We start from the raw sequence: 21,451 nt of genomic DNA, 5'->3' as shown, positions 1-21,451 counted from the left end.
ACCCGTGAGCGAGCGGCGGCGCGTGTGATGGACGCCGCCGAAGCGTTCCCCTGCACAGGATCGATGCCGATACTGGGGGACTGCGGAGCGTGCGCCCCACGCCCCGCGCCGCCCGTCGGCGCCCTCGAGCGCGCCGCGGTGCGGACTTCTCACCCCACCAGGAGCACCAGTGAGCGAATCCCGAGGATCCGGCCGCCGATCGTCCAGCGCAGGCGGCAGCGGCTCCGGCCCGCGCCGCGCAGCAGGCGCGCGCCGCACCGGCAAGCGCGCCGCCGAGCCCAAGGGCACCAGCCGCACTCCGGCTCCGAAGACGCCGGGCGCGACCCCGCCCGCCGCCCCGGGCGGTGCCGCAGGCGCAGGTGCGGGCGCTGCGAAGCCCGCCGCCGCCTCGGGCGCCGCGCGCTCTCGCAGCGCGAAGCCTCTCGCCTCGGGCGCTGCTGCCTCGGGCGCCGGTGCCCAGAAGGCGGCCGCGGCGACGTCGGCCGCCTCCGCGTCCCCGAAGGGGCGCGCCGGGAAGGCGACGCGCGCTGCGAAGCCGGCCGCCGCCGGAGCCGCGGGAGCGTCGGCCGCCGCGAAGCGCCCTGCCGCCGCGAGCCTGCTGAACTACCCGCGCGCCGGCAAGAAGGGGTTCTGGCGCTGGCTGCCCTCGTGGCGCATGCTCGCCGGCGCCTTCGCGCTGATGATCCTCGCCGGCATGGCCGGCTTCGCCTGGCTGTACGCGAGCACCGCGGTGCCCGAGGCCGACCAGGTCGCCACCGCGCAGACCTCCCGCGTCATGTTCGCCGACGGCACCACCGAGATGGGCCAGTTCTCCCAGGTCAACCGCACGATCATCCCGAACGACGAGATCCCGGAGACGGTCAAGGAAGCGGTCATCGCGAGCGAGGACTCCACCTTCTACGAGAACCGCGGCATCTCCCCGCGCGGCATCATCCGCGCCATGTGGAACAACCTGCGCGGCGGCGCCCGCCAGGGCGGCTCCACCATCACCCAGCAGTACGTCGAGCGCTACTACACGGGCACCACCACCGACTACGTCGGCAAGGTGCGCGAGATGATCATGGCGCTGAAGATCGACCAGGAGCTGTCGAAGGACGAGATCCTCTCGCGCTACCTGAACACCATCTACTTCGGCCGCGGCGCGTACGGCGTGCAGGCCGCCTCCCAGGCCTACTTCGGCAAGGACGCGAAGGACCTCACCGAGGCCGAGGCGGCGCTGCTGGTCGCCGTGATCCCGGCGCCGTCGGCCTACGACCCCGCCGTCGACCCCGAGACCGCGACCGCGAAGTGGGACCGCGTCATCACCCGCGAGGTCAATGAGACCGGCGCGCTCACCGCCGCCGAGGCCGACGCCCTCGCCTTCCCCGAGACCGTCCCCGCCGCCCAGAAGAACTTCCTCCAGGGCACCAACGGCTACCTGATGACGATGGTGAAGAAGGAGCTGATCGCCCAGGGCTACACCGAGGACGAGATCAACACCGGCGGCTTCACGATCATCTCCACGATCGATGCCCGCACGCAGGACATCACCGTGAAGACCATCGACGGCCTCGCCGCTGAGGGACGCCCCGAGGCGAACCGCATCGGCACCGCGACGATCGACCCGTCCACCGGCGCGATCCGCGCCGTCTACGGCGGCCCCGACTACGTCACCCAGAGCTACAACGACGCCGTCGAAGCGCGCATGCAGGCCGGCTCGATCTTCAAGACCTTCGCGCTCGTCGGCGCCCTCGAGGAGGGCTACGGCCTGAACTCGCGCTGGGGCGGCGACTCGCCCGAGCAGTTCCAGGGCTGGACGGTCAAGAACTTCAACGACACCTCCTACGGGACCGTCACCCTCGCCGAGGCGACCACGGACTCCGTGAACACCGCCTACGCCGAGCTCAACATCGAGATGGGCCCGGAGAAGACCCGCGACACCGCGATCAAGCTCGGTCTCCCGGATAACACCCCGGGCCTGGATGCGATGGCGAACAACGTGCTCGGCAGCGCGTCCCCGACCGTCATGGAGATGGCCGAGGTCTACGCGACGATCGCCGCGAAGGGCGTCCACCACGAGTCCTACATCGTGCAGTCGATGACCGCGCCCGACGGCGCCGTCGAGTACGAGCACCAGGACTCGGCGCAGCAGGTGCTCGACGAGAAGGTCGCCATCAACGCGACCGTCGCGCTGCAGGGACCGCCCACCGAGGGCTCCGCCCGCAGCCTCGTGCGCGTCATGGACGGCCGCGAGGTCGCCGGCAAGACCGGCACCTCGGAGCAGTTCCGCTCGGCGTGGTTCGTGGGCTTCACCCCGCAGCTCGTGACCGCGGTGGGCATGTTCCAGCCGACGGCCGACGGCACCGGCGAGGACCCCCTGACGCCCTTCGGCGGCGTGCCGTACATGACGGGCGGCCAGTGGCCCACCCGCATCTGGGGCCAGATCATGTCCCAGACCCTCGAGGGCCAGGAGCAGATCGACTTCCCCGCCGCCGTGCGTCTGGACAAGCAGAAGAGCGGCACGCGGAGCAGCGCCACCACGCGCGCCCCCTCGCGCACCACCCGCGCGCCCGCCACCACGCAGGCGCCGACCACGCAGGCGCCGACCACACAGGCGCCTCCGGCCACCACCGAGGCACCTGCTGAGCCCGCCCCGGCTCCGGCTCCGGTGGAGCCCGCGCCGGCCGAGACCCAGGCCCCGGCGGAGACCCAGGCGCCTGCGGAGGGCGGGGCGAGCACGGGCGGCCAGCAGAGCCCCGGACAGCCGGCGGAGCAGCCGACTCCTGCCCAGACCACCTCGCCCTGAGCGGGGTCGCTGAAGGGGCTGTGCGCGGAGGCCCGTGCGCTGCCCGGACCCTGCGACAGCGGGTGCTGGGGCGTCGGCCCGTCGGCCCTGGAGCCGGACGGCCCCGTCGGCCCGTCGGCCCTGGCGTCGGGCGGACGGGGCTGTGATCCCCTGCGCACGTCGACCGGGACCCTGGCGGGTGCGGCGGCGTGCGGATACACTCGACCGGTCCGACCCATGCCCGCCCGGCGATCCCGCGGGGCGATGGGGCGGGCGGCATGAACCCTCCTGCCACGGAAGGACCGTGGCCGTTGAGTCCACAGGAGGTGGGTAACCGAACATGCGCAAGTACGAGATGGTCGTGATTCTCGACCCGTCGATCGACGAGCGGACCGTGACCAGCACTTTCGAGAAGCTGGTGCAGGTCATCCCCGCCGAGGGCGGCACCGTCGACAAGGTCGACGTCTGGGGCAAGCGGAAGTTCTCCTACGAGATCCAGAAGAAGACCGAGGGCATCTACATCGTCCTCTCCTTCACCGCGAACTCCGCCACCGCCAAGGAGCTCGATCGCCAGCTGGGGCTGAATGAGTCCGTGCTCCGCACGAAGCTCATGCGCCTCGACGCCGAGTGATCTGATCCCTTCATAGCTATTCCCGTCTCACCACGGACCCCAGGAGCAGAACATGGCCAATGACACCCTCATCACAGTGGTCGGCAACCTGACCAGTGACCCCGAGCTGCGCTTCACGCAGTCGGGCGTGGCGGTGGCCTCGTTCACCGTCGCCTCCACTCCGCGTCAGTTCAACCGCCAGACCAACCAGTGGGAGGACCAGGAGGCCCTGTTCCTGCGCTGCTCGATCTGGCGCGACGCCGCGGAGAACGTGGCCGAGTCCCTCGAGAAGGGCACCCGCGTGGTCGTCCAGGGGCGCCTCAAGCAGCGCTCCTACACCGATCGCGAAGGCGCCCAGCGCACCAGCATCGAGCTGGACGTCGAGGAGGTCGGCCCCTCGCTCCGCTACGCCACCGCAAAGCCCACCAAGGTGCAGCGCGGCGGCGGCGGAGGATTCGGCGGCGGCCAGGGCGGCGGAAACCAGGGCGGCCAGGGCAACCAGGCCGGCGGGTTCTCCGGCGGCCAGGGCCAGGGCGGCTACGGCGGCGGCCAGGGCGGTCAGGGGGGCGGCTTCGGCGGCTCCCAGGGCGGCCAGGCCAGCCAGGCCGGCGGCCAGGATCCGTGGGCAGGTGGAGGCAACCAGGGCGGGTACGACGACCCGCCGTTCTGATCGGCAGATCGTCCTGCACGCCCGCGGCGCCCGCGCGCCGCACACTCATCATCAACCCATCCCGGGGTGAGACCCGGGCTCCGACATAGGAAAAAGGAGCACCACGATGGCCAAGCCTGTTCTTCGCAAGCCGAAGAAGAAGCAGAACCCGCTGAAGGCAGCGGGTGTCGAGAGCATCGACTACAAGGACGCAGCCCTGCTGCGGAAGTTCGTCTCCGATCGCGGCAAGATCCGCGCTCGTCGGGTCACCGGCGTGTCCGTCCAGGAGCAGCGCAAGATCGCGAAGGCCGTGAAGAACGCCCGCGAGATCGCCCTCCTGCCGTACTCGACCTCCGGTCGCTGAGCGAGGAAGGGAAGCACATGACCACCAAGCTCATCCTCACCAACGAGGTCTCCGGCCTCGGCACCGCAGGCGATGTCGTCGAGGTCAAGGACGGCTACGCGCGCAACTTCCTGATGCCCCGCGGTCTCGCGACCGCGTGGACCAAGGGCGGCCAGCGCCAGCTCGACCAGATCCGTGCGGCGCGCGGCAAGCGCGCCATCGCGAACCTCGAGGACGCGCAGGCGCTGAAGGCTCAGCTCGAGTCCAAGCCGATCGTCGTCACCGAGCGCGCGGGCGAGAACGGTCGCCTCTTCGGCACCGTGACCTCCACCGAGGTCGCCACCGCCGTCAAGGCAGTGTTCGAGAAGGACATCGACCGCCGCGCGGTCGAGTTCGTCAGCCCGATCAAGTCGCTGGGCGAGCACAAGGCCACCGTGCGTCTGCACGATGACCTGTTCGCCAACCTGACCATCCAGGTCGTCGCCGCGAAGGGCGCCGCGAAGTGACCTTCTGAGGTCCCTCCGCTGCTCCTCGCAGCTGGTTGCGCGAAAGCGCCGCCGCAGGCTGCGCGTGACGCAGCCGGACGCGCACTGCGCGGTCGGCAGCGAGCACCGCAGCCGCACATCAGCCGCCCCGTGCCGGAGAGATCCGGTGCGGGGCGGCTGCTGTTTGGCGGGGGCGGGGGGTGCGTCGGGGTGGGGTGCGGGTCGGGTGGGGTGGGGCCGGGATGGGGTTCCGGTCGCGCGCTAGCTCGCCTGCTCTCTCCTTCGCCCCCCAGCCCTCTGTCCTCAGGCCCCAGCAGAAACCTCGCTGTGAGAGCCGGTGACGTGGACCACTCCTCGTGACCGGCTCTCACACCGAGGAATCTGCTGACAGCGGTGGCGGAGTCGGGCCTGTGTCTGCCCTCGGCGCCGTCCCCAGCCAGCTCGCGCCCGGACTGCCGCCTTCAGCCCGGCGTGCCAGACACCGGGTCCCGGATGCACTGAGCTGACGTCGCGAGACTGGATCGTGCCCGGGCGGCGCACCCCCGATTCCCCCAGGCTCCGATCCCGCGCCCCTCGGCCTCCCCGCCCCTCCCAATCCCCGCCGCCGCATCCGGATCCTCGATCCCTCCCCATCACGCGGTTCTCCCCATCCGCGCAGGGACCAGTTCCCCGCTCCTGGAGGTGCGGGAAAGCTCCGTGCATGGACTCGAACACCGCTCTTCCCGCCCCGGCCCGGCGGAGCACCCTGCCCCGCACCCCAGTGTCTGTGGCGCAGGCGGGTGAGGATCACCGGGACGGGGTCACGCGCGCGGTGCAGGTGTGGAGCACGAATGACCTCACCCGCGCTGGGTTCTCCCGGCACCAGCGGGAGAACCTCGTGCGCACAGGAGCCCTGATCAGGCTCGGACGCTCCTGGTACGGCACTCGGAGCACCCCGCCGGAGGTCTGCCGAGCTCTCGTGACCGGTGCCCGCCTGACCTGCACGTCAGCGCTCGCGCTGCATGGGGTGTGGGTGCCTCTGGACCGTCGCCTGCACCTCGCGGCACTGCGCGCTCGACCCTGGTCTGCCGGGCCGTCGGGGACCGTCCATCATCGCTACCGGGAGACCTGGCCAGCGCCCTCTCCGATCCTGCCGCTGGAGGAAGCTGTCCGGGATGCGTGCGGCTGTCTCGGGGTGGAGAGCCTCGCGGTCGTGCTCGAATCGGTTCTGCACCTGAGGCTGCTCTCCACCGCGGAGGTGGAGGCGCTCATCGAGATCCTTCCCGACAAGAAGCGCAGAGCACTCGGCAGCCTCAGCATCGCAGCGCAGTCCGGCACCGAGACGATGGTGCGCCGGCACCTGAGACGTCTCGGGGTGACGGTGCAGGAGCAGGTCCAGCTGCTGCCGGGAGAGTTCGTCGATCTGCTGGTGGGCGAGCGACTCGTGATCGAGTGCGACAGCCGCGCTCACCACACGGGGCGGCATGCCTACCAGAGCGATCGCCGCCGCGATCGGGAGCTGGTGCGCCTCGGGTTCGCAGTTGTTCGCCTGACCTGGGAGGACGTCGTGCTGGACTGGGGCTCGACGTCGCGGATGCTGGACACGATGGTCCGGGAAGGGCGGCATCGGTCCGCCCGTCAGCGCTGCCCGGACGGATCCCGGCCGAGACGCCGCCTCGGAGGTGCTCCCGCCGCTTCGGCCCGCGCTGCGCTCGGTCGCTAGGCCGGGCGGGTTGCTGGATGGACGAGGTGCAGGGTGAGCTCAGTTCCCGACAGACGGGGTGCAGGACGGGCTCAGTTCCAGACAGACGGGGTGCAGGGCTCACGGGTGCGGGGCTCACGGGTCCAGAGCTGAAAGATGCAGCCGAGGCACGTCCCACCCAGACTGTTCCAGCAGAAACATCGCTGTGAGAGCCGGTGACGAGGACTGGTCCACGCCACCGGCCCTCACACCGAGGTTTTTGCGAGCGGCGGTCGGAACTGCGGTCGGAATTGCGGCTGGAACGGTGGCTGGATCGGTGGCCGGAGGTGCGGAAGGAACTGCGGCCGCAGGCCCGGGCATCTGCCCGAATCCCTTCCGGAGCCGCGCCCTCGGCGTTAGCGTGGTCACATGGACTCTCAGCCACTGCCCCGAGCCATCACGACCGTCTCCGCTCTCGCCCTCGTCCTCGCCGCGTCGGCCTGCGGGACCTCAGGATCCACCGATCCGAGCACGGCTGCCGCCACACCTTCTGAGGCGACAGCGACCAGCACCCCCCTCCCGACCGCCAGCGCCGCCCCCTCCGGCGAGGCGACCGCGACCCCCGCCGAGACCTCGAGCAGTGCGTCGGCGAGCAGCTCTGCCGCACCGTCTCGAGGCCCGCTTCCCGGTGGCGGGGAGCCGCCTGCCGACGCTCTGACCGGCAACGGCGTCGAGCTCGGGATGCCGTATGCGCCGATGATGCTGCTGGCGTTCCACGAGACGCCCGGCCTGTTCGAGGGCACCGGCGCGCAGGCCAGCATCAGCGCCGAGAACCTCCAGATCGGCCTCCAGCAGGCGCAGGACTCCATCCCGCAGCCCGACGGACTGGACCTCGGCGACGTGGTCTGCGACAGCGGTCTCTCCTTCGCGGACCGCACCTGGGCCTCGTGCACCGTGAGCGGCACGAACGGCGCCTGGTTCGTCCACCCCGTCTACCTCGACGCGGGGGGCACCCCGGCCGTGCTCGTCACCGAGTACCCGCTCGCGGACGATCTGACCCGGCTGCTGAGCACTCCCGGCAGCCTGATGACCTGGGGCCCCAGCGCGGGCGCGCCCGAGGCCAGTGGCGACGTGCAGGGCGCGGTGCAGGTGGCGATCGACGGACTCGGCGAGCCGATCAGCCTCACCTCGTGCGACGGAGCGCTGCTTCCGGACGAGGGTTCGTTCCCCCGTTGCAACGGGACGCTCCAGGACAGCGATCAGTCGGTGGACGTGATCCTCCTGCAGTCCATCTCCACCGGCAGCGGCGACCCGGTCGACCTGCTCTGGTACGCAGCGGTGAGCTGACGGGCCCGTGCGGCGGGGGCCGACGGGAGGCTGACGGGGCGGCTGCGACCGCCCCTGACGGGCGCGATCGCCTCGCGTCTGCGACCCGCACCTGCCGCGCGCGACCCCCGCGCCCCTGCCGCGTGCGATCCGCTCGCGCGCAGGGCCCGGGTCGGCCCGCGCCCGTCGGACGCAATACCATGCGCGAATGAGCACATCCTCCTCACATCCCCAGCCGCATCCCCCGGCATCCCCGGCCGGCGGCGCCATCGCGCCCGACGACAGCCGCCTCGCCCGTTCCCTCAGCCATGGCCAGATCGCCATGATCGCGATGGGTTCCGCGCTCGGCACCGGCCTCTTCCTCGGCTCCGGCGAGGCCATCGGCTACGCCGGACCCGCCGTGATCCTCGCCTTCGCGATCGGCTCCGTGATCGCCGCGACCATCGCCCTGGCGATGGGCGAGATGGCCTCGCGCCATCCCGTGCGCGGCGGCTTCGGCACGCTCGCCGCCCACTACCTGTCCCCGTACTGGGGCTACCTGAGCCGCTGGCTCTACTGGATCGTCACCGTCGGCGTGACCGCCGCCGAGGTCTTCGCCTGCGGCCTCTACCTCAGCTACTGGCTGCCGATCCCCGTGTGGGCGGGCATCCTGATCTTCGCCGCGGTCATCCTCGGCATCAACCTCTCGGCGGTCGGCTCCTTCGGCGCCATCGAGTTCATCCTGTCGAGCGTCAAGGTCATCGCCGTCGTGGTGTTCATCCTCGTCGGCCTGTTCCTCGTCTTCGTCGGCACCGACGGCGCGCCCGCCCCGGGTCTCGCGGGGCTGACGGCCGACGGCGGCTTCGCGCCGAACGGCTGGGCAGCGGTGTGGATCGCGCTCAGCGTGGTGATGTTCAGCTTCGGCGGCATCGAGCTGCTGTCGATCACCGCGGCCGAGGCGAAGGATCCGGCGCGCTCGATCAAGACCGCCGCGCGCACCACGATCGTGCGCCTCGCGTTCTTCTACGTGCTGTGCATCGGCATCGTGATCTGCCTGGTGCCGTGGCGCCAGGCGGCCGCGGCCGGCGGCGACGTCGAGACGTCGCCGTTCGTGATGGTCTTCGACCAGGTCGGCGTGCCTGCCGCCGCGAGCATCACCAACGCGGTCGTGCTGATCGCGGCGCTCAGCGCCGCCAACGCGAACCTGTACGCGGGCTCGCGCATGCTGCACTCGCTGTCGGTCGATCGCCTCGCCCCGGCGTTCCTCTCGCGCACCACGCGCGGCGGGGTGCCGACGGCGGGCATCGCGATCAGCCTGGTCGGCGTGCTCGTCGCCGCGACGCTGCAGTTCACCGGCGTGGGCGGCGTGTTCGGCTACCTCATGAGCGTGGTCGTGTTCGCCGTGATCACCGTGTGGGCGCTGATCCTCGTCAGCTACATCGTGTTCCGGCGCCGAGGTATCACCGGTGCGACGTTCCGCATGCCCGGCGGGATCGCCTCGGCGGTCGTCGGCCTCATCGGCCTCGCGGCCGTGTTCGCCACCGTGTTCGTGCGCGAGTCGATGATGCTGGCCGCCGTGTTCGGCATCGGCGCGGTCATCGTCGCGACGATCCTGTACTTCGCGGTCGTGCGCAGCCGCGTCGACCGCCGGGACATCGAGGCCGCCTTCGCGGAGGCCGACGCGATGCGCGAGGGATCGGCAGGCGTTCGCGCCTGAGCGGCGACGCCCCGGGCGCCCGGGGCCGACGGCTGGGACGGAGATGATCGGGGCCTGAGTGGCGTTGCTTACGCCCAGGTCATCTCCGTTTGGGTCGGAGCGTGACGGCGTGTAGCCTGGGACTCGCTTCAGCCTCGGTGATCTCGAATCCCGGTGCCGGAGCCACGCGCAAGTGGCGGAATTGGTAGACGCGCACGGTTCAGGTCCGTGTGTTCGAAAGGACGTGGGGGTTCAAGTCCCCCCTTGCGCACCAGCTGGAACAGCAGGTCAGAGCCCCTTCCCGGAGAGATCCGGGGAGGGGCTCTGCCGTTGTGCGCGGCATCGCCCGGTGCGGGGGCGCGGGGACGCGGGCTGGGCATGCGGTCCGGGCAGGGCGCGGACCGGGCGCGGGGCCCCTTGGCCCGCTCTCGTACCCTTGGCGCGCGCGAAGGGTACGAGAGCGGGTCGGGAGCGGTGCGCGCGGGTCGGGCGCGGTGTGCGCGGGCCGGGCGCGCTGGGCACGGGTTCGGAGCGCCGGGCGCGGTGTGCGGGGCGCGGGCCCCGCACGGGAGCGTGCCGGCCGTCGGCCCCTCGAGCTGGCGCCTCGGCCCTCACCCCTCGGGCGCCGCCCGCAGCTCCCGCGGCAGCTGCTCGAGCAGCTGCAGCCACAGCTCCGAGCCCGTCGGGAACGCAGGGATCGCATGGCGCAGCACGTGCACGGGCACCTGGCCGACGATCGCGACGGTCGCCGCGTGCAGCTGCTCGGCGGCGTCGGGCCCCGCGAAGGTCGCCCCGAGCACCAGTCGGCTCTCGCGGTCGACGACGAGGATCGCGGTGCCGGTCACGTGGTCTCGCAGCAGGCTCGTGCCCGCGGCGCCCCCGTAGGGGACCTGCGAGACCACGACATCGTGCCCGGCGTCCCGCGCCTGCTGCGCGGTGAGGCCGACGCTCGCCACCTGGGGCGCGGTGAACACGACCTGCGGCACGGCGGCGACCGCCGGCGGCGCGGGCTCCTCCGCCTCGCCGAGGGCGCGGGCCCGCAGGCGCGCGCCCAGCACGCGGGCGGAGTGCTTGCCGCGGTGGGTGAGCATGGGGCCGCCGTCGGCATCGCCGACCGCGTGCAGCCACTCCGGCAGATGCCCGCCGCTGACATCGTCTGCCGTGAGGCCGATGCTCTCCAGCCCGGCGTCCTCGAGCCGCGGGCGGCGGCCGGTCGCGACGAGCACCTCGTCGGCCCGCAGCTCCTCCCGGTCACCGCGCCCCTCCTCGGCCCGGAGTCCCTCGTCGGCCCGGAGTCCCTCGTCGGTCCGGCGCTCCTCGTCGGCCCGGAGTCCCTCGTCGGCCCGGCGCTCGCCGTCGGCCCGACGCTCCTGCGCGTCGCCCTCGCCGCGCGTCTCGATCTCGAGCCGCACCTCGCCGCCGTGGATCCGGCCGAGCCCCGTGTCCTGCGCGCCCGCGCGCGACGCGGCCGCGACGTCGGCCCCGAAGCGGATCTCCACCCCGGCCTCGCGCAGGGAGTCCGCGACGGCAGCGGCGGCGTCCGGCTCCATGCCGCGCAGCAGCGCATCCCCGCGCACCAGCATCGTCACCTCCGCGCCGAGGGCCGACATCCAGGTGGCCGCCTCGCACGCGACGACTCCGCCGCCGATGATCGCGAGGCGCGCCGGGACCTCGATCGCGCCCGTCGCATCCCGCGAGGTCCAGGGCAGCACCTCTCGCAGGGGCTCCGGGATCGCGGCCTCGCTGCCGGTCGCGAGGACGACGGCCCGACGGGCGCGCAGCGTGGTGACGGCGCCGTCGGCCGCGGTGACAGCGACGGTGCGCTCCCCGGAGATGCGCCCGCGCCCGCGCACCACGTCGATGCCGGCGCCCTCGGCCCAGGAGACCTGGCCGGCATCGTCGTAGTCCGAGACCCAGCTGTCGCGCCGGGCGAGCAGGGCCTTGCGGTCGATGCCCGTGGGCACCACGCCAGGGAGATCGGTCGTGATGCCGGCGATGTCGATCGGCCGCAGCAGCGCCTTCGAGGGGATGCAGGCGTAGTACGAGCACTCGCCGCCGAGCAGGTGCTCCTCGACGATCGCGGCGGTGAGGTCGGAGTCCTCGGTCGCATACTGCGCGAGGTTCTCGCCGACGGGCCCGCCGCCGATCACGATGACGTCGTACTCGCGGGCAGAAGGGGGGTGCTGGTCGGTCATGGGTTCAGTGTGCGGGCCGGGGCTGGGAGGAGCTGAGCGACCGGCGGGATCCGCGGCGCGCCCCGGAGTCCGGTCCCCGCCTCCCTCGCGCCGCTCTCGCGCTCAGCGCCGGAACGCCACCAGCGCCTCGCTGAGCAGATCCAGGAGTACGCTCAGGCACCCGCTGGAGGAGCCCGGCTCCCGCGGGCCGCCCGCGAAGCGCTCCTGGCGCAGGAAATCCTCCAGGGGATCCTCGTCGAAGAACCCGCCAGCGGCGCCGTTCTCCTCGGTCCCAGGGGTCGCGCTCGTGGCCTCGTCTCCCGGGCCGGTCATCACGGTGCGTCCTGCGCCGCCAGAACCGCGACCAGGAAGTCCGCGTCCGCGCCCGCCGGATGCAGCTGCCAGGTCGAAAACCGCGCCTCGACCTGCCAGCCCGTGGCCTCAGCGTCAGCCAGGAACTCCTCGAAGCCGTATCCGCGACCAGCGGCGAAGCCGACGACGAACCGCCCGCCGCCCGCCATGTGCGCGCGCACGCGCTCGAGCGCAGGCCTGCGCTCAGCGCCCGCGAGGAACGTCATCACGTTGCCCGCGCACACGGCGAGGTCGAACTGCAGGCGGTCGCCGTCTTCCGCCGGCAGATGCAGCGCGGCGAGGTTCCCGACGCGCCACCGCGCTGCCGGGTGGTCGGTGCGCGCCACCTCGATCAGGTGCGGGTCCAGGTCCACGCCGACCACGTCATGTCCGCGCGCCGCGAGATATCCGCCCACGCGCCCCGTCCCGCAGCCCGCATCGAGGATCCGGGCGTCCCGATCCGCCATCGCATCGAGGAGCCGGGCCTCCCCGTCGAGGTCGCGGCCCTCGTCGGCGAAACGGCGCCAGCGCGCGGCGTACTGCTGGGGGTGCTCCGGGTTCGCGCGCACAGCCGCGAGCCACACGTTCTCCTCGGGTCCGCTCATGTGTTCAGTGTGCGGGGCGGGGCTGGGAGAACGAGGGCCGGGAGTCCCGGGCGGTCGGTACTGTGCTGACCATGATCGAGCACCGCCCGCTGCAGGCCCGCCCATGAGCGCCGAGACCGACGCCGACGTCCTCGTCATCGGCTCGCTGAACACTGACCTCGTCATCCGCGCTCCGCGCCATCCGCTGCCCGGGGAGACGCTGCACGCCTCCGCGGTCTCCACGCTCCCCGGCGGCAAGGGCGCCAACCAGGCGCTCGCCGCCGCCCGCGCAGGCGCGCGCACCGCGATGATCGGAGCCGTCGGCACCGACGAGAACGCGCAGGTCGCCCTGTCCCTGCTGCGCGAGAGCGGTGTGGATCTGCGCGGTGTGGACGCGCTCGAGGGGCCGACGGGCCTCGCCGTCGTGACGGTCTCCGACGACGCGGAGAACTCGATCCTCGTGGTCTCCGGCGCGAACGCGGAGGTGGGCGCCGACCGGGTGCGCGCACATGCCGAGCAGATCGCCGCCGCGCCCGTCGTCGTGCTGCAGGGAGAGATCCCGCGGGAGGGCATCGAGGAGGCCGCTCGGCACTGCACGGGCCGACTGATCCTCAACCTCGCCCCGGTGATCGCGGTCGATCCGGCGGTGATCCTCGCGGCCGATCCGCTCGTGGTGAACGAGCACGAGGCCGCGCTCGTGCTGGAGCAGCTCACCACCGGCCAGGACGCCCCCGCCGAGGAGCCGCGCCGACTCGTGCAGCGGCTGCGCGCAGCAGGCGTCCGCTCAGTGGTGCTGACCCTCGGCGCCGAGGGGTCCCTCCTCAGCGAGGGCGAGCCGGGCGTTCTTGTCGCGGTCCCGGCCGCCCCGATCGACGCGGTCGACACCACGGGCGCGGGCGATGCGTTCACCGGCGCGCTCGCCGCGGGTCTCGCCGCTGGGCAGGGCCTGCGGGAGGCCGCTCGCCGCGCCTCCCGGTTCGCCGCCTTCAGCGCCCAGCGGCTCGGCGCGCAGAGCTCGTATTCGCGCTCCGGGGACGAGCTGCCTGCGCTGCCGGGTCCGGCGGAGGGCTGACGGCGGCGCAGGTCGGTCGTGCAGGACGGGGGTGCACCCCGCTCGGTTCAGCCGTCGAAGCGGCCGAGCGTGCCGATCTCGTCGCCCGACTCGTCCATCACGCTCATCGTGTCCCCGTCGACCTCCGCGGAGCGGGCGTCGGAGAGCCAGGGGTCCACATCGGGGCACGCCATCTCGGTGCCGCCGAGCTCCGAGAACGTCACTGTCGATCCGTCGGCCGACCATGTGCCGGACAGCGAGTTGCAGCCGTCGTGGCCCTCGAGCGCGCCGTCTGTCGAGAGCATGAGGTGGGGTTCCTGCGCGGCAGGCGAGCCCCAGGAGGAGCCTGCGAGGTCCGTCCCCTCCTCAGCGCTCGAGGTGCTCCCGCATCCGGCCAGCGCCAGCAGCGCGGCGGCGGCAAGGGGGACAAGTCGGGTGGTGCGGAGTGCTGACGGCATGATCGGCTCGCTCTCACCGGGCTCGCGCCTGCGCGTCGCGGAAGGTCGTCGGAACTGCGTGCCGGGAGCCTACGCGCCACCGCGGCGGGAGGGAAGGCTTCACGCCCCACCGGGCACCCAGCGCCCCGCTGGATGATGGAGGGGTGAGCCCCGCCGATCCCGCCCCCGCCGCCCCTTCCGTCCCCGCCGCGCCAGCCGCAGCCCCCGCCCCGTCGGCCGACGATCCCGCGATCCGCATCCGCGACGCCCACCTCCACAACCTCCGCCACGTCGACGTCGATCTGCCGCGCGGGAAGCTCGTCGCGTTCACGGGCGTCTCGGGCTCGGGGAAGTCCTCGCTCGCCTTCGGCACGATCCACGGCGAGTCCCAGCGCCGCTACCTCGAGTCGATCGCCCCGTTCGCCCGGCGCCTCATCGGCAGCGCCGTCGACCCGCGGGTGGAGGCTCTGGACGGGATGCCGCCGACGGTCGCCCTCGAGCAGCGCACGAGCGGCGGCGGTGCGCGTTCGAGCGTCGGCACGCTGACGACGGTCTCCAACGGCATCCGTCTGCTGTTCTCGCGCGCAGGCGACCATCCGGCCGACGTCCTCACGCGCGGCTCCGCCCTGCACGGCGGGCGGCTGCTCGCCGAGATGTTCAGCCCCAACACTCCCGAGGGCATGTGCCCGCGCTGCCACGGCGCGGGCGTCATCCACGAGCCCACCGAGCGCTCGATGGTGCCCGATCCGTCCCTCTCGATCCTCGACGGCGCGATCGCCGCGTGGCCCGGGGCGTGGGCGGGCAAGAATTTCCGCGACATCCTCTCCGAGCTCGGCATCGTCGACATGCACGCCCCCTGGCGCGACATCCCGCAGGACGTGCGCGACTGGATCCTGTTCACCGACGAGCAGCCGGTGGTGACCGTGAAGCCCGTGCGCGGCGTCGATCAGGTGCAGCGGGACTACCAGGGCAAGTGGCAGTCGGCCGCGCGCTACCTGCGGAAGTCCGTGGAGAACTCCGCTGCCCCGAGCACGCGCGAGCGCGCCCTGCGCTACCTCGACACCTTCGTCTGCCCCCTCTGCGAGGGGCACCGCCTGCACCCCGACGCGCTGCGCGTCACCTACCTCGGTCAGCGGATCTACGAGCTGAACGCCCTGCCCGCCGAGGACCTCCTCTCCGTCCTGCAGGAGCGGGCGAGCGCGCTCGCCGGCCCGCTCGCGCAGGACCTCAGCCCTGAGGCGGAGGCCGAGCGGATCCTCCTGCCGAGCGTGCTCCCGGTGCTGGAGGCGATGGTCGGTCTCGGCCTCGGCCACCTGAGCATGGACCGCCCCGCGGGCACACTCTCCACCGGCGAGCTGCAGCGCCTGCGCCTGGCCGCGCAGCTGCGCTCAGGGCTGTTCGGCGTGGCGTACGTGCTCGATGAGCCCTCCGCCGGTCTCCACGCGAGCGAGAAGGGCGTGCTGCTGGACCTCTTCGACCGCTTCCTCGCCGAGGGGAACTCGGTGCTGCTGGTCGAGCACGACATGCGGCTCGTGGAGGCGGCCGACTGGGTGATCGACGTCGGCCCCGGCGCGGGCGTCGACGGCGGAAAGATCTTGCACTCCGGGCCCGTCGCCGCCCTCGCGCAGGCCGAGGGGTCCGTGACCGCCCGCTATCTCGGAGCGCCCCTGCCGGACCTCGTCACCGCCGAGGAGGCCCGCACCCCGACCGGCACCCTCGCCCTGCGCGGGATCACCGCCCGCACGATCCGCGGCGCCGACCTCGACCTGCCGCTGGGAAGCCTCACGGCCATCACGGGCGTCTCCGGATCGGGGAAGACGACGCTGCTCAGCGAGGTGCTCGCGCCCGTGCTCGCCGCGCGCGTGCGCACGAGCATCGGGGACGAGGAGGCCGACGAGGAGCGCGCAGCCCCCGTCGGCCCCGACGGAGAAGCCGCCCCCCTGGTCCGCTCCGTCGACGGCGCAGACGCCATCGACCGCCTGGTGCGGATCTCGCAGAAGCCCATCGGGCGCACGCCCCGCTCGTGCCTGGCCACCTACACCGGACTGTTCGGCCGCGTGCGGAAGCTGTTCGCCGGCACTGCGGAGGCGAAGCGGCGCGGCTGGGGCGTCGGCCGGTTCTCCTACAACGTCGCAGAGGGCCGCTGCCCCACCTGCCAGGGCGAAGGGCAGATCGAGGTCGAGCTGATCTTCCTGCCCGGAAGCTTCGCCGAGTGCCCCGACTGCCACGGCGACCGCTACACGCCCGAGACCCTCGAAGTCACCTGGAACGGGCTCACGATCGCCGACGTGCTGCGCCTGTCGGCGCGCGAGGCGCTCGCCGTCTTCGCGGACGAGCCGCCCGTGCTGCGGGCCCTCACGGCGCTCGACGCGATCGGGCTCGGCTACCTGACCCTCGGCCAGAGCGCCACGGAGCTCTCCGGCGGGGAGGCGCAGCGCATCAAGCTCGCCACCGAGCTGCAGCGCACCGCGCGCGGGCACACCGTCTACCTCATGGACGAGCCGACCACCGGCCTCCACCCGGCCGATATCGACCTGCTGGTCACGGAGCTGAGCCGCCTCGTCGATCAGGGCGGCACCGTGGTCATCGTCGAGCACGACCTGCGCGTCATCGCCCGCGCCGACCACGTGATCGACATGGGCCCGGGCGCCGGGGATCGCGGCGGGCGGATCCTCGTCGCCGGGGCTCCGGCCGACGTCGCCCGCTGCGCGGAGTCCGCGACGGGACGCTGGCTCGCGGGAGGACAGGGATAAGCCGATGCGGACGACCGGGTCCGGCTGTACCGTCGGTCGCACCGCCCGCCGTGAGGAGCCCACCATGTCCCGCTTCCCCCGCCTCGAGAACACCGTCGTCGATACGACCGACGCCCGCGCCGCCGCCGAGTTCTACCGGCAGCTCCTCGGCCTCCAGTACCGCCCCGGCGACGAGCCGCCCGCCGAGGAGGCCGACGAGGCCGACTGGCTCGTCCTCCTCACGCCCGCGGGGCAGCGGATCCTCGCCTTCCAGCAGGTCGAGCAGCTCGCGCGCACCACCTGGCCGGACCCCGCGGTGCCGATGCAGATGCACCTGTGCTTCACGGTCGACGACCACGCGGATCTCGACGCCCAGAAGGAGCGGGCCGAGGCGCTCGGCGCGACGCACCTGCTGCACCGCACCGACGAGCCCCGCGAGGAGCTGTACGTCATGGCCGATCTCGACGGGCACCCGTTCTGCCTGTACTCGCAGGTCACGGCATCGGAGATCCAGGAATCGGAGATCTGAGGAGGCGAGATCCTTGCCCACTGCGCTCCTGCTCACCGGCCACGGGCCCTACGCCGATCCCTGGCATCCGTTCGCCGAGACTAGCTCCGCTCTCGCGGAGGTCGCGACGGAGAGCGGACTCGTGCCGGTCATCCGCACGGACGTCGACGCGGCCCTCGCCGAACTGCGCATCGGCCCTCTGCCCGCCCTGATCATCGCGAACCTCGGCCGGCCCGACGACGGCACCGCCCTCAGCGCGGACGCCCGGGCGGGCCTGCAGCGGATGCTCCGGGATGTCCCGCTGCTCGCCCTGCACGCCGCGGCGAACGCCTTCCCCGACGAGCCGGCCTGGGAGGCTCGCCTCGGAGGGCGCTGGGTCCCGGACGTCAGCGGGCACCCGCCTCTCGACCGCTTCGCCGCGCATCGCGTCGGCGCGCTCCCCGCGGGCCCCGGGACTGTCGAGGGGGCAGCTGCCGCGCTCCCCGCGGGCCCGGATCTGCCCTCGCGGATCGCCGTCGAGGACGAGCGCTACCTGCATCTTCGCCTCGCCGAGGACCGGCACGTCCTCTACGCGCACCAGGACGACGACGGCGCGCCCGCCCCCACGATCTGGGTGCGCGGCGGGGGCGGCGCAGCGCCGCGCACCGCCTACGACGCGCTCGGGCACGACCTGCGCTCCTACGACAGTGCCGAGCACCGGCGCGCGCTGAGGGCGCTGCTCGGATGGCTCACGGGATAGCTGCACCCCGTGCCACTATCGGACATGCATAATGTGACTCGACCCGAGGAGTCCGTGCATGCAACTGAGCGAGCTGTCCGCAGCGAGCGGCGTCAGTGCCGCGAGCATCAAGTACTACCGCCGCGAGGGGATCCTCCCTCCCGGGGAGCGCATCACCCAGACGCTCTCCTCTTACGGCCAGCCGCACCTGGACCGGCTCGCGCTGGTGCGCGCGCTGCGCGAGCAGGCCGACGCCTCCATCGCCGACGTGCGCACCCTCGCCGCCGTCCTCGACGATCCCTCGCGCCCCCTCGTGGATGCGCTCGAGATCGTCCAGGCGATCGCGCTCGGCCTGGATCTGGACAGCCTCCGCGCCCCGATCGCACCGGATGAGGATCCCCGCGTCGCGCAGATGATCGAGGTGCTGGGCTGGCCCGACGTCGCCACCGCCACGCGCCGCGCCCTGGATCAGCTGCTGCGCCAGACGCGCGAGCAGGGCATCGTGCTGGACCTCGAGGGCCTGCTGCGGTTCGCGCGCCCCCTGGAGTCGATCGCGCTCGCCGACCTCGAGGACATCAGCCTCGACCGCTGGTCGGCGGCCGGCGCGGGAGACGAGGGCGAGGGCGGCGGAGGCGCCGCCGAGGAGCCGGCCTCGGACGACGTCGTCGCCAAGGGCGCGCTGCTGGGATCCCTCGCCTTCACCCAGCTGACGATGCTCCTGCGCGGGCTCGCGCACGCCTCGCACAGCATCCGCGGCACCGTGCAGGAGGGTGCACAGGAGGCCGCCTCCGCGTCGGAGTGACAGGCTCGTCAGAGCAGTTTCGGGAATCGATTGTCAAGAGCGGGTAAAGCGGTCCATACTTCTGCACATGACCACGAAGACCCGGGCCCTCGGCCGCCGCAGCCTCCTCCTCACTCCTCTCGTCGGTGCGGGCCTGATGCTCGGCACCGGGACCGCTCTCGCCGCCGGTCCGACCCTGCGCTCCGGCGCCCGGGGCGGCGACGTCCAGCGCCTCCAGCAGCGCCTGCTGGACCTCAAGTACTGGCACTCGGGGGCCGACGGCAAGTTCGGCGCCTCCACCGTCCAGGCCGTCTACGCCCTGCAGAAGGCGGCGGGTCTCGGGACCGACGGCGTCGTCGGCCCGAAGACCTGGGCCGCGCTCGACCGCGGCGTGCAGCCCGCCCGCCGCATCACCTCCGGCACCGGCATCGAGGTCAGCGTGGGCCGGAACCTGCTGATCGCCACCGTCGACGGCGCGATTGCGTACATCCTCAACACCTCGACCGCGAGCGGCCAGCGCTACAAGTCCCGCGGCACCTGGAAGACCGCCCGCACCCCGGGCGGCGACTTCCGCGTGTACCGCCGCGTCAGAGGCTGGGAGACCGGCGAGCTCGGCCGCATGTACCGCCCCGCGTACTTCAACGGCGGCTACGCGATCCACGGCTCCGGCTCGATCCCGCCCTACGGCGCCTCCCACGGCTGCGCCCGCGTCTCCACCGGCGCGATGGACATGATCTACGGCTCCGGCGTGGTGGACAACGGAGATCGCGTCCTGGTCTACTGACCCGCCGCTGCGCAGCCCGGGCCCGTCGGCCCGCCTGACGGCTCCTCGCGCCCGCCCTCCCGCACCGGGAGGGCGGGCGCGACTGCGTGAATCGTCCAGCGGGGCTCACCGTTCAGCGGGGTTCGCAGCCCCGCGGGGTTCAGCGTCCAGCGGGCGGGACAGGGGCCCGGCCCCCTCTCCTCACGGCGCGGTACGGTTCTCGCAGGGGGCGCTGCGAATCCGCGCCCCGTCCCGCCGCCACGGAAGAGAGAGCAACGATGCTGATCGGTGTCCCCAAGGAGATCAAGAACAACGAGCGCCGCGTCGGCATGAGCGCCGCCGGAGTGAACGAGCTGGTGCGCGCGGGCCACCAGGTGATGGTCGAGCAGGGCGCGGGCGCCGGCTCGGGCATCGCCGACGAGGACTACACGGGCGCGGGCGCCGAGATCGTCGCCGATGCCGCCGAGGTGTGGAACCGCGCCGACATGGTCGTGAAGGTCAAGGAGCCCATCGAGTCCGAGTACGGGTACCTCCGCAAGGACCTGGTGCTGTTCACCTACCTGCACCTCGCGGCCGACGAGCCCCTGACCCGCGCGATCCTCGACTCGGGCGTCACCGCGATCGCGTACGAGACCGTGCAGCTCGAGGACCGCTCCCTGCCCCTGCTCGCGCCGATGAGCGCGATCGCCGGGCGCCTCGCCACGCAGGTCGCTGCGTACCACCTGATGTCGCCGCTGGGCGGCTCCGGCGTGCTGATGGGCGGCGTCCCCGGCACCGCCGAGGCGAACGTGCTGGTCATCGGCGGCGGCGTCGTCGGCGAGCAGTCGGCGATCATGGCCCGCGGCCTCCACGCGAACGTGACCGTCATGGACGTGAACCTCGCGCGCCTGCACCAGATCGCCACGGTGCACGACGGCGGGATCCTCACGCGCTACAACACCCAGCTCGACCTCGCCGAGCAGATCGCGAAGGCCGACGTCGTCGTCGGCTCCGTGCTCATCCCGGGCAAGCGCGCCCCGAAGCTCGTGACCGACGAGATGGTCTCCACCATGAAGAAGGGCTCGGTCCTCGTGGATGTCGCGATCGACCAGGGCGGCTGCTTCGAGGGCTCGCGCCCCACCACGCACGACGATCCGACCTTCGCGGTCCACGACACGATCTACTACTGCGTGGCGAACATGCCCGGCAGCGTCCCGGTCACCGCGACGGCCGCGCTCAGCAGCGCCACCCTGCCGTACGTGCTGCAGCTGGCCTCGAAGGGCTGGCGCGAGGCGATCGCCGCGAGCCCCGCTCTCGCCCGCGGCCTGAACGCCCACGCCGGCTCCCTCACCTACGCGGGCGTCGGCGAGGCGCACGGGATCGAGGTCGTCGGCCTGGAGACCGTGCTGGCCGCCGTCTGACCCCTGCCGCGCCCGGCCTGCCCGGTGCGCACGAGAACCGCCCCAAACGTTGCGAGCATCCGGGGCGGTTCTCGTGGTGCGGGGGAGCGGCTCAGCGCCCCTCGGCCACCAGATCCTGGTAGTCCGGGTGCTTCTCGATCCAGGTGCGCACGAACGGGCAGCTCGGGATGACCGTCTTCCCCTCGGCGCGGAGCGCGTCGAGCGCGTGGCGCACGAGGGCGCTGCCGACGCCCTGCCCCTCGAAGTCGGTGAAGACCTCGGTGTGGGGGATGTTCACGGTCTCGCCGCGCTCCTGGTAGTCCATGAAGCCGGCGGCGCGGCCGTCGACCTCGGCCTCGAAGCGATGGTTCTCCAGATCGCGGGTGACGACGACGTCTGCCATGGGAGCCTCCTGGGCTGCGGTGATGCGCGAGGCGGCGGGCCGACGGGAGCGCGGGCGC

General features: G+C 72.7%; 20 protein-coding genes and 1 tRNA gene. 16 read left to right on the top strand and 5 right to left on the bottom strand.

The features are described from left to right. Positions 1-169: 169 nt before the first annotated feature. From Bequi_RS11530 to Bequi_RS11490, 9 genes are all read left to right on the top strand, one after another. The gene (locus Bequi_RS11530) at positions 170-2,785 is read left to right on the top strand and encodes a transglycosylase domain-containing protein (protein ID WP_249738087.1); all 2,616 of its coding nucleotides are present in this window, start codon (positions 170-172) and stop codon (positions 2,783-2,785) included. Between the two features lie 319 nt (positions 2,786-3,104). Further along, positions 3,105-3,395 (top strand): 30S ribosomal protein S6, encoded by a 291-nt coding sequence (rpsF, locus tag Bequi_RS11525; RefSeq protein ID WP_249738086.1) that lies wholly within the window; start codon positions 3,105-3,107, stop codon positions 3,393-3,395. A gap of 52 nt (positions 3,396-3,447) precedes the next feature. Continuing rightward, entirely contained in the window at positions 3,448-4,044 is a 597-nt protein-coding gene (locus tag Bequi_RS11520) for a single-stranded DNA-binding protein (RefSeq protein ID WP_249738085.1), read from the top strand. A 106-nt stretch (positions 4,045-4,150) separates the two neighbouring features. Then, positions 4,151-4,387, top strand: a complete 237-nt coding sequence (gene rpsR / locus Bequi_RS11515; RefSeq protein WP_249738084.1) for a 30S ribosomal protein S18 — start codon at positions 4,151-4,153, stop codon at positions 4,385-4,387. 17 nt (positions 4,388-4,404) lie between these two features. After that, positions 4,405-4,872: a 50S ribosomal protein L9 gene (rplI, locus tag Bequi_RS11510; RefSeq protein WP_249738083.1), complete on the top strand. Its 468-nt coding sequence runs from the start codon at positions 4,405-4,407 to the stop codon at positions 4,870-4,872. 679 nt (positions 4,873-5,551) lie between these two features. Further along, positions 5,552-6,553 carry an endonuclease domain-containing protein gene (locus Bequi_RS11505; RefSeq protein WP_249738082.1) on the top strand — a complete coding sequence of 334 codons (1,002 nt, stop codon included), beginning with the start codon at positions 5,552-5,554 and terminating at the stop codon, positions 6,551-6,553. Positions 6,554-6,940: 387 nt separating this feature from the next. Then, a complete protein-coding gene (locus Bequi_RS11500; RefSeq protein WP_249738081.1) occupies positions 6,941-7,858 on the top strand; it encodes a hypothetical protein in 918 nt (305 codons plus the stop codon). Between the two features lie 187 nt (positions 7,859-8,045). Then, positions 8,046-9,533, top strand: coding sequence for an amino acid permease (locus Bequi_RS11495; RefSeq protein ID WP_249738080.1), 1,488 nt, complete (start codon positions 8,046-8,048; stop codon positions 9,531-9,533). A 166-nt stretch (positions 9,534-9,699) separates the two neighbouring features. After that, positions 9,700-9,786: transfer RNA gene (locus Bequi_RS11490), tRNA-Leu, on the top strand. Positions 9,787-10,123: 337 nt separating this feature from the next. Here Bequi_RS11490 and Bequi_RS11485 read toward each other — a convergent pair. The 3 genes from Bequi_RS11485 to Bequi_RS11475 all read right to left on the bottom strand — a co-directional run bounded on the left by Bequi_RS11485 (position 10,124) and on the right by Bequi_RS11475 (position 12,642). After that, positions 10,124-11,707 carry a dihydrolipoyl dehydrogenase family protein gene (locus Bequi_RS11485; RefSeq protein WP_249738079.1) on the bottom strand — a complete coding sequence of 528 codons (1,584 nt, stop codon included), beginning with the start codon at positions 11,705-11,707 and terminating at the stop codon, positions 10,124-10,126. 102 nt (positions 11,708-11,809) lie between these two features. After that, positions 11,810-12,019, bottom strand: coding sequence for a hypothetical protein (locus tag Bequi_RS11480; RefSeq protein WP_249738078.1), 210 nt, complete (start codon positions 12,017-12,019; stop codon positions 11,810-11,812). Beyond that, a complete protein-coding gene (locus Bequi_RS11475; protein WP_249738077.1) occupies positions 12,019-12,642 on the bottom strand; it encodes a class I SAM-dependent DNA methyltransferase in 624 nt (207 codons plus the stop codon). The genes Bequi_RS11480 and Bequi_RS11475 overlap by 1 nt, the downstream gene beginning before the upstream one ends. A gap of 103 nt (positions 12,643-12,745) precedes the next feature. Here Bequi_RS11475 and Bequi_RS11470 point away from each other — a divergent pair, with 103 nt between their 5' ends. After that, positions 12,746-13,693, top strand: a complete 948-nt coding sequence (locus Bequi_RS11470) for a ribokinase (protein ID WP_249738076.1) — start codon at positions 12,746-12,748, stop codon at positions 13,691-13,693. Between the two features lie 47 nt (positions 13,694-13,740). Here the strand turns inward: Bequi_RS11470 and Bequi_RS11465 are convergent, their stop codons facing one another. Continuing rightward, positions 13,741-14,130 carry an META domain-containing protein gene (locus Bequi_RS11465; protein WP_249738075.1) on the bottom strand — a complete coding sequence of 130 codons (390 nt, stop codon included), beginning with the start codon at positions 14,128-14,130 and terminating at the stop codon, positions 13,741-13,743. A gap of 143 nt (positions 14,131-14,273) precedes the next feature. Between Bequi_RS11465 and Bequi_RS11460 the strand changes: the two genes are divergently transcribed. The 6 genes from Bequi_RS11460 (at position 14,274) to ald (ending at position 21,011) form a co-directional block, all read left to right on the top strand. Further along, positions 14,274-16,862, top strand: a complete 2,589-nt coding sequence (locus Bequi_RS11460) for an excinuclease ABC subunit UvrA (RefSeq protein ID WP_249738074.1) — start codon at positions 14,274-14,276, stop codon at positions 16,860-16,862. 64 nt (positions 16,863-16,926) lie between these two features. Further along, the gene (locus Bequi_RS11455; protein ID WP_249738073.1) at positions 16,927-17,370 is read left to right on the top strand and encodes a VOC family protein; all 444 of its coding nucleotides are present in this window, start codon (positions 16,927-16,929) and stop codon (positions 17,368-17,370) included. 13 nt (positions 17,371-17,383) lie between these two features. Next, on the top strand, positions 17,384-18,088 hold the full coding sequence (locus tag Bequi_RS11450) for a ThuA domain-containing protein (RefSeq protein ID WP_249738072.1): 705 nt from the start codon (positions 17,384-17,386) through the stop codon (positions 18,086-18,088). 58 nt (positions 18,089-18,146) lie between these two features. After that, on the top strand, positions 18,147-18,869 hold the full coding sequence (locus tag Bequi_RS11445; RefSeq protein WP_249738071.1) for a MerR family transcriptional regulator: 723 nt from the start codon (positions 18,147-18,149) through the stop codon (positions 18,867-18,869). A gap of 67 nt (positions 18,870-18,936) precedes the next feature. Then, the gene (locus tag Bequi_RS11440) at positions 18,937-19,632 is read left to right on the top strand and encodes a L,D-transpeptidase family protein (RefSeq protein ID WP_249738070.1); all 696 of its coding nucleotides are present in this window, start codon (positions 18,937-18,939) and stop codon (positions 19,630-19,632) included. Between the two features lie 257 nt (positions 19,633-19,889). Next, the gene (ald, locus tag Bequi_RS11435) at positions 19,890-21,011 is read left to right on the top strand and encodes an alanine dehydrogenase (RefSeq protein WP_249738069.1); all 1,122 of its coding nucleotides are present in this window, start codon (positions 19,890-19,892) and stop codon (positions 21,009-21,011) included. Between the two features lie 91 nt (positions 21,012-21,102). Here the strand turns inward: ald and Bequi_RS11430 are convergent, their stop codons facing one another. Continuing rightward, positions 21,103-21,393, bottom strand: a complete 291-nt coding sequence (locus Bequi_RS11430; protein WP_249738068.1) for a GNAT family N-acetyltransferase — start codon at positions 21,391-21,393, stop codon at positions 21,103-21,105. Positions 21,394-21,451 lie beyond the last annotated feature (58 nt).

It is taken from the genome of Brachybacterium equifaecis, from assembly GCF_023509525.1.
Lineage (GTDB): Bacteria > Actinomycetota > Actinomycetes > Actinomycetales > Dermabacteraceae > Brachybacterium > Brachybacterium equifaecis.
This window is presented reverse-complemented; position numbering and strand designations above follow the sequence as displayed.